This is a genomic window from Sphingobium sp. B2D3C, from assembly GCF_025961835.1.
In the GTDB taxonomy this organism is placed as follows: domain Bacteria; phylum Pseudomonadota; class Alphaproteobacteria; order Sphingomonadales; family Sphingomonadaceae; genus Sphingobium.
The window spans coordinates 2,357,290-2,371,379 of record NZ_JAOQOK010000001.1 but is presented as its reverse complement, the minus strand read 5'-3'; the positions used below and the strand labels follow the sequence as shown (position 1 = coordinate 2,371,379).

The 14,090-nt window shown below is 65.2% G+C and carries 9 protein-coding genes; 3 read left to right on the top strand and 6 right to left on the bottom strand.

Annotated elements, in window-relative coordinates:
- The first annotated feature begins 23 nt into the window (after positions 1 to 23).
- A complete protein-coding gene (locus tag M2339_RS11020; RefSeq protein ID WP_264578200.1) occupies positions 24 to 500 on the top strand; it encodes a hypothetical protein in 477 nt (158 codons plus the stop codon).
- 89 nt (positions 501 to 589) lie between these two features.
- Here the strand turns inward: M2339_RS11020 and gltB are convergent, their stop codons facing one another.
- The 4 genes from gltB to M2339_RS11000 all read right to left on the bottom strand — a co-directional run bounded on the left by gltB (position 590) and on the right by M2339_RS11000 (position 8,606).
- Complete coding sequence (gltB, locus tag M2339_RS11015; protein ID WP_264586593.1) at positions 590 to 5,107, bottom strand: glutamate synthase large subunit; 4,518 nt, start codon at positions 5,105 to 5,107, stop codon at positions 590 to 592.
- A gap of 41 nt (positions 5,108 to 5,148) precedes the next feature.
- The gene (locus M2339_RS11010; protein ID WP_264586594.1) at positions 5,149 to 6,594 is read right to left on the bottom strand and encodes an NAD(P)-dependent oxidoreductase; all 1,446 of its coding nucleotides are present in this window, start codon (positions 6,592 to 6,594) and stop codon (positions 5,149 to 5,151) included.
- A gap of 161 nt (positions 6,595 to 6,755) precedes the next feature.
- Positions 6,756 to 7,559: an undecaprenyl-diphosphate phosphatase gene (locus M2339_RS11005; RefSeq protein ID WP_264574480.1), complete on the bottom strand. Its 804-nt coding sequence runs from the start codon at positions 7,557 to 7,559 to the stop codon at positions 6,756 to 6,758.
- An 87-nt stretch (positions 7,560 to 7,646) separates the two neighbouring features.
- Complete coding sequence (locus M2339_RS11000) at positions 7,647 to 8,606, bottom strand: complex I NDUFA9 subunit family protein (protein WP_264606339.1); 960 nt, start codon at positions 8,604 to 8,606, stop codon at positions 7,647 to 7,649.
- A 359-nt stretch (positions 8,607 to 8,965) separates the two neighbouring features.
- Here M2339_RS11000 and M2339_RS10995 point away from each other — a divergent pair, with 359 nt between their 5' ends.
- Positions 8,966 to 9,373, top strand: coding sequence for a hypothetical protein (locus M2339_RS10995; RefSeq protein WP_264606338.1), 408 nt, complete (start codon positions 8,966 to 8,968; stop codon positions 9,371 to 9,373).
- A gap of 19 nt (positions 9,374 to 9,392) precedes the next feature.
- Positions 9,393 to 9,701, top strand: coding sequence for a UrcA family protein (locus tag M2339_RS10990; RefSeq protein ID WP_264572066.1), 309 nt, complete (start codon positions 9,393 to 9,395; stop codon positions 9,699 to 9,701).
- 112 nt (positions 9,702 to 9,813) lie between these two features.
- Here M2339_RS10990 and M2339_RS10985 read toward each other — a convergent pair whose 3' ends face one another.
- Together M2339_RS10985 and M2339_RS10980 are read right to left on the bottom strand one after the other, a co-directional pair.
- Entirely contained in the window at positions 9,814 to 12,936 is a 3,123-nt protein-coding gene (locus M2339_RS10985; protein WP_264586597.1) for an efflux RND transporter permease subunit, read from the bottom strand.
- A complete protein-coding gene (locus M2339_RS10980; protein ID WP_264588314.1) occupies positions 12,933 to 14,000 on the bottom strand; it encodes an efflux RND transporter periplasmic adaptor subunit in 1,068 nt (355 codons plus the stop codon). The genes M2339_RS10985 and M2339_RS10980 overlap by 4 nt, the downstream gene beginning before the upstream one ends.
- Positions 14,001 to 14,090: the final 90 nt, after the last annotated feature.

Genomic DNA, 14,090 nt, shown 5'->3' with positions numbered 1-14,090 from the left:
CGAGATCTGATAGGGACAGGACCATGAACACCAGCGTACGCACATGGGGGTTTATCGGCGCCGTCTTGTTGGCGGGCGGAACCGGCGGCGTGGTGCTCGGCAATTTCGTCACGGCAAATGGGGCAGGCCGCCCTACCGGTGCAGACGAACTGGCTGCGTATTGGAGCGAGGCCGGCGCCGAGGAAACGTCCTCGTCCTTCGAGGATCGCGCCTATGCAAGCGCAGCGATGCGTGACGGCCCGTCCAGCTACCATTGTGAAGGATGCGATGCGGGCCTGAACCGCCACCGGGATTATCTGGAGCCGATGCCTGCGGATTATGCGCCGCTGCCGCCTTATGAGGCGGTCGACTTGCAGGAGTCTACGCGACCAGCCCTGGCGGACCGCGCTTCTGTCTCGCCGCCCTCAGCGCCCTTGCGCGTGCAGGAGCCGGCTCCGGCGAAGGTCGCCGCGCGTCTGGCCGCCGCGCCGGTCATCGCCGCGCCGCTTCTGCAGGAATGAGCAGAACCCACCGCTAAGGCGCGTCGCCGCACGTCTAACTCGCCATCCGTCGAGAAAAACCCCCGGCGTCACCACCGGGGGTCTTGTCTTCATTCCGCCGCGACAACCTCTTGCTTGTCGGACAGCGGCTGCTTGAGGCGGCTGAGCATTTCCTTCGGGCAGACTTGCCAGAAGTGATCGCGGTTGCGCTCCCAGCTGTGCAGGATGGACTTGGCCCAGTCGCTGTCCGTGCGCGCGACATGCTCCTCGACCAGATCCTTGAGCACGCTTTCCCAATGGGCGCTGTCCAGCCGCTGCCAGACGATGCTCTCGGCATTGGCATGGGCCGGGAAGGTGCGGCTTTCATCATAGATGAAGGCCATGCCGCCGGTCATGCCCGCGCCGAAATTGGCGCCGACCTTGCCGAGGATCACGGCGGTGCCGCCGGTCATATATTCGCAGCCATTGGCGCCGCAGCCTTCGACGACGACCTGCGCGCCGGAGTTGCGGACCGCGAAGCGCTCGCCGGCCTGACCGGCTGCGAACAGCTTCCCGGCGGTGGAGCCATAGAGCACCGTGTTGCCGATGATCGTGTTCTCCTGGCTCGCCAGCGGGCTGGAGACCATCGGCCGCACGGCGATGATGCCGCCCGAGAGGCCCTTGCCGACATAGTCATTGGCATCGCCGAATACTTCCAGCGTGATGCCCTTGCACAGGAAGGCGCCCAGCGACTGGCCGGCCGTGCCGCGCAGACGGACATGGACATGCCCATCCTGCAGGGTGGACATGCCGAACTTCTTGGTGATCAGCGCCGAGAAGCGCGTGCCCACGGCGCGGTGCGTGTTGCGCACCGTGTAGGTGAGCTGCATCTTCTCGCCACGCTCGAACACCGCCTGCGCGTCCGCGATCATCTGCGCATCCAGGCTGTCCGGCACTTCGTTGCGCCAAGTCGGCAGGTTGAAGCGGCGCTTGTCGTCGTCCGCATCCACCTTCGCGAGGATCGGGTTGAGGTCCAGATCGTCCAGATGCTCGGCGCCACGGCTGACCTGCTTGAGCAGTTCGGTACGGCCGATCACCTCATCCAGGCTGCGATAGCCCAGACGCGCCAGGATCTCGCGCACTTCCTCGGCGATGAAGGTCATCAGGTTGATGACCTTTTCCGGCGTGCCGGTGAACTTGGCGCGCAGGCGCTCGTCCTGCACGCACACGCCCACCGGGCAGGTGTTCGAGTGGCACTGGCGGACCATGATGCAGCCCATGGCGACGAGGCTCAGCGTCCCGATGCCGAATTCCTCGGCGCCCAGGATCGCCGCGATCACGATGTCGCGGCCGGTCTTGAGGCCGCCATCCGTGCGCAGCTTCACCTTGTGGCGCAGGCCGTTGAGCGTGAGCACCTGATTGGTCTCGGCCAGCCCCATTTCCCACGGCAGCCCAGCGAACTTGATGCTGGTCTGCGGCGAAGCACCGGTGCCGCCGACATTGCCGGAGACGAGGATGACGTCGGCATGCGCCTTGGCGACACCCGCCGCGACCGTGCCGATGCCCGCCTGGCTCACCAGCTTCACGCAGACCCGCGCACGCGGGTTGATCTGCTTGAGGTCATAGATGAGCTGCGCCAGATCCTCGATCGAGTAGATGTCGTGATGCGGCGGCGGCGAGATCAGCGTCACGCCGGGCGTCGAGTGGCGCAGCTTGGCGATGAACTCGGTCACCTTGAAGCCGGGCAACTGGCCGCCCTCACCGGGCTTGGCGCCCTGCGCGACCTTGATCTCGATTTCCTCGCAGGCGCCCAGATATTCGGCATGAACGCCAAAGCGGCCGGAGGCGATCTGCTTGATGCTCGAATTGGCGTTGTCGCCATTCTCATAGGGCTGGAAGCGCGAGCGATCCTCGCCGCCCTCGCCGGAGACGGCCTTGGCGCCGATCCGGTTCATGGCGATGGCCAGCGTCTCATGCGCCTCGGGTGAGAGCGCGCCCAGCGACATGCCGGGGGTGACGAAGCGCTTGCGGATCTCGGTGATCGCCTCGACCTCGTCGATCGGCACCGCCTGATCGGGATAGTTGAACTCCAGCAGATCGCGCAGATAGACCGGCGGCAGCTCCGAGACGCCCCGCGAGAATTGCAGGTAGGTCGAGTAGCTGTCCGTGTTCACCGAGGTTTGCAGCAGGTGCATGAGCTGCGCCGAATAGGCATGGGCATCGCCGCCCGCCCGGTGACGGTAAAAACCGCCGATCGGCAGCGTGGCGACGGCCTTGCTGAACGCCGCCTCATGGCGGACGAGCGCGTTATACTGCAGCGAGGCATAGCCCTCGCCGGAGATCTTCGAGGGCATGTTCGGGAACAGATCGTTCACGATCGCCCGCGAAAGACCCACCGCCTCGAAATTATAACCGCCGCGATAGCTGGAGATCACCGCGATGCCCATCTTGCTCATGATCTTGAGCAGGCCCTCGTTGATCGCTGTGCGGAAGTTCTCGAGGCACGCCTCCAGGCTGCGGTCGCCCAGCAGACCGCGCGCATGGCGGTCGGCGATGCAGGCTTCGGCAAGATAGGCGTTCACGGCCGTGGCGCCCACGCCGATGAGGACCGCGAAATAATGCGTGTCCAGACATTCGGCGGTGCGCACGTTGATTGACGCGTAGGAGCGCAGGCCCTTGCGGACGAGATGGGTGTGAACCGCCGCCGCCGCGAGGATAATGGCGATGCCGACGCGGTCCGGCCCGATGGCTTCATCGGAGAGGAACAGCTCGGTCTGGCCGGCGCGCACGGCGATTTCCGCCTCGTCGCGAATGCGGTTGATGGCCGCGCGCAGGGCATCCGACGGACCATCGGCGGGGAAGGTGCAGTCGATTTCCGCCACCGTCTTGCCGAAATAGCGCTTCAGCCGCGACCAGTCGTCGCACAGCAGCACTGGCGATTCCAGGATCATCACCTCGCTGTTCTGGCGGTCTTCCTCCAGAATGTTGGCGAGGTTCGAATAGCGCGTCTTCAGGCTCATCACATGCCGCTCACGCAGCGAGTCGATGGGCGGATTGGTCACCTGGCTGAAGTTCTGGCGGAAGAAGTGGCTGATCGTGCGCGGCTTCTCGGTGATCACCGCGAGCGGCGCATCATCGCCCATGGAGCCGACCGCTTCCTTGCCATCCTCGGCCATGGGGCTGAGGATCAGCTCCATGTCCTCCATGGTGAGGTTGGCGGCGACCTGACGGCGTGCCAGCTCGGCGCGGTCCCACTGCGGGCGCGCGTCGTTAGCAGCGGCGGGGAGGTCGTCCGCCGTGCGGAAGCCCTTCACATAATCCGCATAGGGCCGCTCGCCGGCAATCCGGTCCTTGATGGCGCGGTCGTCATAGACCTGGCCGGCATCAAGATCGACGGCAATCATCTGGCCGGGGCCGAGGCGGCCCTTCTTGACCACGGTGGTTTCCGGCACCACGACCATGCCCGTCTCCGAGCCGACGATCAGCAGATTGTCGGAGGTGAGCGTGTAACGCAGCGGACGCAGGGCGTTGCGGTCCATGCCGGCCACGGCCCAGCGGCCGTCGGTCATGGCGAGCGCGGCCGGGCCATCCCACGGCTCCATCACGGAGGCGAGATAGTTGTACATGTTCTGGTGGGCCTGCGGCACATCGTCATTGTGCTGCCATGCCTCTGGCACGAGCATGATCTTCGCGGTCGGCGCGTCGCGGCCGGCGCGGCACAGCGTCTCGAACACGGCATCGAGCGCGGCGGTGTCGGACGCACCCGCCGGGATCACCGGCTTGATGTCGCCGGACTGCTCGCCAAAGGCCAGCGCCGCCATCTTGATCTCGTGGCTCTTCATCCAGTTCTTGTTGCCGCGGATCGTGTTGATCTCGCCATTATGGGCCAGCGACCGGAAGGGCTGGGCCAGCCACCACTGCGGGAAGGTGTTGGTCGAGTAGCGCTGGTGGAAGATCGCCACGCGGCTTTCGAACCGCTCGTCGGTCAGGTCCGGATAGAAGACCGAGAGCGATTCCGCGAGGAACAGGCCCTTGTAGATGATCGACTGGCAGGAGAGCGAGCAGACGTAGAAGTCGTTGATCTGCGCCTCGATCACCTTCTTCTCGATGCGTCGACGCACGAGATAGAGATCGCGCTCGAACTCGGCGACGTCCTGCTCCTCGGGCATCGGGCCGGAGATGAGGATCTGCTCGATCTCGGGGCGCGTGCGCTGCGCCTTTTCACCGATGACGGAGACATCGACCGGCACCTGCCTCCAGCCATAGATGCGGTAGCCCGCCTGGATGATCTCGGCCTCGACCAGCGTGCGGCAGGTCTCCTGCGCGCCCAGGTCCGTGCGCGGCAGGAAGATCATGCCGACGGCAAGGCGGTTGGGCAGCGGCTTGTGGCCGGAGGCGGAAATGGCATCGTCGAAGAAGCGCACCGGCAGATCGACATGGATGCCGGCACCGTCGCCGGTCTTGCCATCGGCATCGACAGCACCGCGGTGCCACACGGCCTTGAGCGCATCGATGGCGCTCTCGACCACACGGCGCGAGGCCTTGCCATCCGTCGCCGCGACGAGGCCGACGCCACAGGCGTCCCCCTCGAATTCAGGGCGATACATGCCCTCACGGGCGATCCGGTCGCGTTCGGTTTCAGGAACCATGGTGGTTGTTCTTTCAACTGCGGAGTTGCGATTGATCTCGGTCATGCGGCGACCGCCTGCTTCTTGGGCGTCCGCGCACGCAGATAGCTGTGCATATGGTCGGCCACGTCGCGGCCATCGCGGATGGCCCAGACGACGAGGCTGGCGCCGCGCACGATGTCGCCGGCGGCGAACACGCCATCGACGCTGGTCATCATGTTGCGATGGTCGACGCGCAGCGTGCCCCAGCGGGTGACGGCGAGGCCCGGCTCGCCGAACAGCACCGGCAGATCCTCGGGGTCATAGCCCAGCGCCTTGATGACCAGATCGGCGGGAATGCTGGTCTCGCTGCCCGGCTCCGGCTCCGGCGCGCGGCGGCCGGAAGCGTCCGGCTGGCCGAGGCGCATGCGCGTCGTCTTCACGCCGGTGACCTTCTCCGTGCCTTCGAAGGCGACGGGGGCGGAGAGCCAGACGAACTCGACGCCTTCTTCCTCGGCATTCTGTACCTCGCGCTGCGAGCCGGGCATGTTCTCCCGGTCGCGGCGGTAGAGGCAGCGCACTGACTTGGCGCCCTGGCGGATCGAGGTGCGCACGCAGTCCATGGCGGTATCGCCGCCGCCGATCACCACGACATCCTTGCCGGTCGCGAGCAACGAGCCATCCTCATGGGCGGGGACATGATCCCCAAAGCCGGCCTTGTTAGAGGCGGTGAGGAAATCGAGCGCCTTGACCACGCCGGTGGTCCCGACGCCGGGCGCCTTGATGTCGCGCGCCTTGTAGACGCCGGTTGCGATCAGGAGCGCGTCATGCCGCTCGCGCAGCTCGGCCAGCGAGGCGTCCTTGCCGACGTCGAAGCCCATGTGGAACTGGATGCCGGCATCCTCCAGCCGCTTGACGCGGCGCATGACGACCTCTTTCTCCAGCTTGAAGCCGGGGATGCCATAGGTCAGCAGGCCGCCGGCGCGATCGTGACGATCGTAGACATGCACCTCATGCCCCGCCGCGCGCAGATATTCCGCCGTGGTGAGGCCACCGGGGCCAGCGCCGATGATCCCGACCGAGAAGCCGGTCGCCTTGCCGACCTGCACCGGCTCGACCCAGCCTTCTTCCCAGGCGGTATCGGTGATGAACTTCTCGACCGAGCCGATGGTGACGGCGCCATGGCCGGAAAATTCGATGACGCAATTGCCCTCGCACAGCCGGTCCTGCGGGCAGATGCGGCCGCAGATCTCGGGCATTGTGGAGGTCATGTTGGAGAGCTCATACGCCTCGCGCAGCCGACCTTCCGCGGTCAGGCGCAGCCAGTCCGGGATGTGGTTGTGCAGCGGGCAGTGGACCGAGCAATAGGGCACGCCGCACTGCGAGCAGCGCGCGGCCTGATCCTCGGCCTTGGGCGTTTCGAACCCGTCCGAAATTTCATGGAAGTCATGCGCGCGTTCGTTCGCGGACCGCTTCTCCGGATAGGATTGCGGGCGAATGACGAATTTGAGCATCGGATTCTCGGCCATGGGCGGGGTCCTTCCTTTCGGCGCCGCACATAGGGACGACAATCGCGGAAGTCACGCGTTTCTCAACATTAAGGACAGTATAGCTGACCTATAATGTGGCGCACGGCCATTTTTTAGGGTTTGAACAGGTTATCTAAACCCCTTATAGGTCCGATCCGGTCCTATCGCATCAAAAGGGCGATCAGAGCGATCGACCCGGCTATGATTCGGTACCAGGCAAAAGGCTTGAAACCGTAGCGGGTCACGACGGCGACAAAGCCCTTCACGACGAAGAGCGCAGTGAGGAAGGCCATGCCGAAACCGATGGCGATCATCCCCAGATCGTCGGCGTTGAGCAGCGCGCGATCTTTCCAAAGCGCATAGACGGTCGCTGCGAGCATGGTGGGGACGGCGAGGAAGAAGCTGTATTCCGCTGCCGTCTTGCGGTCGACGCCCATGGTCAGCGCCCCCAAAATGGTCGCGCCGGACCGGCTTACGCCCGGTATCATCGCGATGCACTGCACCAGTCCGATGCCAAGCGCGGTGGTAAATGGCATGGTCTCCACCGACTTGACCCGCACGGTCTTCACCATCCGCTCCAGGATCAGCATCAGAATGCCGCCGATGATGAGGGCGACCGCCACGATCATCGGGGTCTGAATAGCGGCGCGCACCGCTTCATAGGCGAGAACGCCGATGACCAGCGCCGGCGCAAAGCCGAGGAACACGTTGCGCGTGAAGGCGATATCGTCCGGCCGGCCCTTCAGCAGGCCCGTGCCCACGCCCCAGAAGCGCTGCCAGTAGACAGCCATCACAGCGAGAATGGCACCGAACTGGATGGCGATCTTGAAGGTCACCGACGATTCGCCGGTAAAGCCCAGCAACTCGCTCGCCAGAATGAGGTGGCCTGTCGAGGAGACGGGCAGAAACTCGGTCAGCCCTTCCAATATGCCCAGCAGAATGGCGGTGAAGACGTTGCTATCCATGCGGGCGCAATCCTTGAAACGAGGCAGGTGTCTGGCGCGGGCGGGCAGGGGCGCGCTACGAGCGCCAGTGCCCCCAACGGATGGTCGTCAGGCCCGTGCCGTGACGCCGAACCGCCCTTGCTTGCGATATTGCTCCAGCCAGGCCGGCGCAATCGCCGCCATCGGGGCTGGGGTGATGCCGAACCGCTCGAAGCCCGCCGCGCCCGGCGCAACGACATTGTCGCTCAGCAGCATCTCGAACTGGTCGCGCGTGATCGGCGCGCCCGGTGCCCAGCCGGTCAGCATGGCCAGCGCCTTGGCGACACCGTCGGGGATGGGCAGGAAGCTGCACGGGCGACCGATCTCGGCGGCGATCCAGTAGTTGATCTGGCGCAGGGAGAGCGTGTCCGGGCCGCCCAGCTCATAGGTCTGACCAGCATGATCCTCGGGCTGAGTCGCGGCCTGCGCGATGGCGCGGGCGACATCGACCACATGCACGGGCTGAAAGCGCGTCTCGCCACGGATCACCGGGACGATCTGGCCGGGCAGGGTCGATCCCGAGGCGATCAGGCGGGCAAAGCGGTTGGTGAACTGGTCGTCCTGCCCGAACAGGATCGAGGGCCGCACGATGGTCGCGCGCGGGAAGGCGCTGCGCACTGCCGCCTCACCCTCGGCCTTGGTCCGCCCATAGGCAGACGCACTGGCGGCGTCCGCGCCAATGGCGGAGACGTGAACCAGCGCCTCAAGGCGCGCCGCCGCCGCAGCCTCGGATATGGTCTGTGCGCCCACCACATGCGCGGCGTGCATATCGCCGGTCAGCAGGCCGACGAAGTTGACTGCGGCGGATGCGCCCGTGAGGGCTGCAGTGACCTGATCGGCGCGGGTGATGTCCACGGCCGCGAACTGGATCTGGCCCATGCCGCCCAGCGTGCGCAGCGCAAAGGCCTGGCGCGGATCGCGCTGGGCGATGCGCAGGCGATAGCCCTTCGCCAGCAGCTCCTGCGCCACGTGGCGGCCGACGAAACCACCACCCCCAAACAACACAATCGGCTTGTCCGTCGCTATCATGACTCTGTTCCGTCGTCCTTGCCCCGAGGGCCTGTCTGTCCGCGTTTGCGGTTCTCCTCTCCCTTGCATCAGGCCGCCATCCAAAACAACCGGGTGGATGCGCGACTCGACAGACGGCGGCGCAAATCGCGAGCGACGAGCGCATCATCCGGGCGAACGACGCCATATGGGGTCGGATATGGCGTGGCCCGCAAAAATAATTTCGCCGGCTTATTTCGCCCATGCAGCGTAAGAATAAGTTGCACATAAATGCACAACGCGCCGGTGATCTCGGCTGTGCGCTGTATAGTCTAGGCTGGGATCGTCGAGACTGCCGGTGGGCACGGCTAGGGTCAAGGCGACGCGACCGACTTTGCAGGGTGATCCAACTATCGGTCGATTACGGGCGTAAACTTTTGAACGTAAGCCACAATATTCCGAAATTTGACTTGACGGCGGATGATCGCACCGCGCGTGGTTGGAACGTGGCCGCGATTTTGCGCAATCCATCGAACAACGCCGCTGGCGCGACTTCCGCGAGCGGAGCACCAAGCGAAAACTTGTCTCCTGGCGTACTGCGACATTGCAAGGGGCGCATGGCTTTCCTGCCTTGCAGCATCGAAAAATGGCTGATTTCTGCGGCGCAGCGACGATTTTGCCTTGTCCGTGAACGCCCGCAGACCTATCTGGACGGCAAGCGCACTCAAGAACGCTGGACAGGTTCAGGACCGCTCCTTGTGAGCGTCACGAGCCTGACTTCATCAAGAGTTACCGAAAAGAAAAATTGAGTTTGCAGGAGTAACAGACATGAAAATCGTTGCCGCCGCCCTCGTCGCGGCTGGTCTGCTCGTCGGTTCGAGCGCCGGATTCGCCAAGCCCCGTGAAAATGTCGAAGTGCGCGTCTCCACGGACGGCGTGAACTTCGCCGACGCCGAGAGCGTCGACCAGTTTCGCGGTCGCGTCGCTCGTGAAATCGCCGCTGCCTGCAACCCGGGCAACCGCGTGAATGCCGATCTGGCGCCGGACTTCAAGTGCCGCAAGTCGATGAAGCAGGTCAGCGAGACCCGCATCGCGCAGCTGTCCAACAGCAATGCGCGCATGGCGACCATGGACTGATCCATCACGATCTCATCGTCGTTGAGCGGCGCGCCCTCGGTCATCGAGTGGCGCGCCGTTTGCGTTTGGGGCGTCGCCCAGCTGGCTGGCGTGGCCGGTTAGCGGGGCCGGATCATTCCGCCGGCTGGGCCGTTCCATCGGGCTTCCCGTTCTTGCCCATCAGCGCACGCAGGCGGCGGGTGACGGTCTGGGGCGAGGATGTGCCCCGCGCAAAGCGGCTGTAGAGCAAAGGCACTACGAATAGGGTGATGGCCGTCGCGATGCTGACGCCGAACACGATCACCCAGCCGATGGACGAGCGGGCATGCGCGCCGGCACCCCCGCCGATTGCCAGCGGAATGGCGCCTGCGACCGTGGCGATGGAGGTCATCAGGATCGGGCGGAGGCGGCGGACGGACGCGTCGCTGATCGCCACCAGAAAATCCCGGCCTTCGTCGCGCAACTGGTTGGCATATTCGACGATCAGAATGCCGTTCTTCACCGCGAGGCCGACCAGCATGATCATGCCGATCTGACTAAACAGGTTGATGCTGGTCCCCGTCACCGCCAAGCCAATAATGCCGCCCGCGGCGCCCAGCGGCACAGCGGAAATGATCACCAGCGGGTGGACGAAGCTTTCGAACTGGGCGGAGAGCAGCAGGTAGATCACCACCACGGTAAAGCCGAACGCGATCCAGATCGAGGTGCCGGTCTGCATGAAGCTGCGGCTCTCACCCTTATAGCCCACGGCGGTCACTTCCGGCGACTGGCGCGCCTGCTCATTGAGAAAGTCGAGTGCGCGCCCGAGAGAATAGCCCTCGGCCAGGCCGCCACTGAGCGTAATGGCGCGCATCTTGTTGAAGCGGCCCAGCTCGCGTGCCGTCGCCGCCTGCTTGACGATCAGCAGGTTGGAGAGCGGAACCAGTGCGCCGCCGGCGGCGCGGACATAGACTTTCGCCAGCGATGCCTCATCGTCGCGATTGAAGGATTCCGCCTGCAGGACGACATAATATTCCTCGCCGTCGCGCACATAGGTCGACGTGCGGCGCGACCCCATCATCGTCTGCAGCGCCTGGCTGATGTCATTGACGGAAATGCCGAGGTCACCGGCCCGCTGATGATCGATCTCGATCAGCAGTTGCGGCTTGTTCTCGACATAGTCGGCATCGAGATTGACGATGCCGGGGTTGTCGCGCGCCGCATCCAATATGCGGTCCCGCGCGACGGCCAGATCCTCATAGCTGGTGCCGGCAATCACGAAGCTGATCGGCTGGCCGCCGCGCGAAAGGCGGTTGGTGACGGTGGCGTTGCCGCGCACGGATGGCAGGCCTGCCAGCCGCTTGTTGACCTCCTGCGCGACGCTCTGCGAGCTTTCCTTGCGCTCGTCCCAATGCTTCATGAACACCGAGAGGCTGCTGCTGTTGAAATCGTCGGTGCCGCCGCCGAAACCGCCGATGCGCGCATTCATCCCGCGCACCGGGCCATCCTCGGCGACCATGGGCAGGACCAGCGTTTCGGCCTGGTGCAGATATTTGTCGGCCTGCGCAAAGCCCGTCCCTTCCGGGCTGTTGAGGCGGACCTGGATCACGCCGGTGTCTTCCGCCGGGGCGAGTTCGGAATCCAGGCTGCGGAACAGCACCGCGCTGCCGGCGATCAGCAGTACGGACGCGACGATCACCGGCAGGGGGCGGCGGAGCACCGAGCCGAGCGCGTTGCGATAGCCGTTTTCCGTCCGCTCCATCAACCGGTCGATCTTGGCCGTCAGGCGGCCGCGCTGGCTGCCCTTGAGCAGCTTGGAGCACATCATCGGCGTCAGCGTGAGGGCGAGGAAGCCCGAGACGCCGACCGCGGCGATCATCGCCACCGCCAGTTCGCGGAACAGCGAGCCGGCCTGGCCGGAGAGGAACATCACCGGCACGAACACGGCGCATACCACCATGGTGGAGGCGACGACGGCAAAGCCGACCTGCCGCGCGCCGTAAAAGGCGGCAAAGAGCGGGTCTTCGCCTTCCTCAATACGATGATAGACATTCTCGAGGACGACGATGGCGTCATCGACCACAAGGCCGATTGCCAGCACCAGCGCCAGCAAGGTGAGCAGGTTGATCGAATAGCCGGCCAGCCACAGCACGCCGAAGGTCGTCAGCAGGCAGATCGGCACGGTGATCATCGGCACCAATGTCGCGCGGAGGCTGCCGAGGAAGAAGAATACCACGATGGTGACGAGCAGCGCCGCCTCGAAGATGGTGTGCCACACGCCGCGAATGGCCTCGTCGATGAACATGGTGCTGTCGCCACCCATGCGGATCTCGACGCCCTCGGGCAGGTTCTTGCTCAGATCCGCAACAGCCGCCTTGGCGGCTTGCGCCACCGCCAGCGTGTTGGCGCCTGACTGGCGAACGATGCCGAGGCCAACGCCTGTTTCGCCGTTGTAGCGGAAGATGGAATAGGGATTTTCCGGCCCTTCCTCGATGCGCGCGACATCGCCCAGGCGCACCTGATAGCCATCGCTGCCCCGTCCGATGACAAGCTGGGCAAAGTCCTGCGGGGTCGTGAAGTCGCGCTGGACGCGGAGCGATAGGTTTTGCGCCTCCGCCTCGATCCGCCCGGCGGGCAGCTCGACATTCTGCCGGCGCAGCGCGGCCTCGACATCGCCGGGGGTCAGCCGAAAGGCCGCCAGCCGATCGGCATTGAGCCACACGCGCATGGCGGGCTTGGCCATGCCAAGTTCGACGATCTGCGCCACGCCATCGATGGTCGAGAGTCGGTCAACCACGACCCGCGAGACGAAATCGCCGAGCTTGGTGCGGTCCCAGCCCGGCGCCATCACGGCAAAGAAGATGATCGGCTGGGAATCGGAATCGACCTTGCGCACTTCCGGCGGCAGGGCGTCGTCCGGACGGTCCGCCGCTCCGCCGGCGACCCGGTCGCGCACATCGTTGGCGGCCGCATCGACATCGCGTCCGGCGCGGAATTCGATCACGATGCTGGAGGTGCCGTCGCGCGAGGTCGAGCTGATCGTCTCGATCCCCTCGATGCCAGCAAGCCGCTGCTCCAGCGGCTGGGTGATGCGGTTCTCGATCACGCTGGCATTGGCGCCGGTATAGCGCGTTTCGACCGAGACGATGGGCGGGTCGGTGTCCGGATATTCGCGCACGGACAGGTTCATGAAGCCGACGAAGCCGATGATCGCGAGCAGGAGGGACATCACGGCGGCGACCACTGGCCGCCGCACCGAAATATCCGAAAGGATCATGGCCGCGCTTCCGGCGTGGCGGTGCCCTTGGGCGCGATCTCTTCAGTCTGCGCGCTATTGCTGCTTTCGACTTCGGCCAGACGCACGGGCCGGCCTTCCGCGACCTTCACCACGCCTTCGGAGACGACCAGCGCATCCTGCGGCAGGCCGCTCACTTCCATCAGCCCATTGTCTCGCAGCCCGGTGCGCACGTCCATCCGCTTGGCCTTGCGGTCCTTGTCGAGTGTGTAGACATAGCGCCGGTCACCCTGGCTCAGCACCGCAGTCTCGGGCACGGCGAGCGCGGTGCGCTGTCCGGTCTCGATGCGGACGGTCAGCAACATGCCGGGCTTGATCCGCGCGCCGGGATTGGGGAGCGTCGCACGGACCATGACGGCGCGGCTTGCCGGATCGATGACCGGATCGATGGTGCTGATCGTGCCCTGCAGCACATCATCGGGATAGGCCGAGGAGGAGGCCCGGATCGGCTGGCCGATGCGCAAGGCACCGAGCTGCGTTTCCGGCACGGTGAAATCCAGCTTGATGCGCGACAGGTCGCTGATCGTCACCAGTGGCGTGCCGCTGTTGACGATGGCGCCCTCGGAGATGGTGCGGAGCGAAAGATAGCCCGAGAAAGGCGCGCGGATCAGCCGGTCGCCAAGCTGGGCCTTGATGCCATCCTGACTGGCCCGGGCCTCGCTCAGGGCGGCGCGCTGCTGATCGAGCAGGGCGCGCGTGGCGAAGCCCTGCTCATACAGGCTGTTGACGCGGTCGAGCTGCGAGGCGGCCTCGGTGGCGCTTGCCCGGGCGCCGGCCAATGCTGCCTGCTCCTGCGCGTTGGAAAGCACCGCCAGCAACTGGCCGGACCGGACGAACATGCCATCATCGAACATCAGCCGCTCGATCCGCTCGGTCACATTGGCGGCAAGCGTCACCTGCTCATTGGCGCGCGCGGTGCCGACGGCCTGAATCTCGTCCCGGAAGACGTGGGTGGCAGGTTTTGTCGCCGATACCAGGGGCGGCTGCCGCTTCTGCTCGGTTTCGCCCTTGCCGCATGCCGCGAGAAGCGCGAGCCCGATCAGCAGGGTGCCCTGCCGCCACGAGGAGAGAGGATGCCCGGCGGCGCCCGGCAGCCGGTTTAGAAGGTCCACGGCGTCATCCATATCGATAGTAGA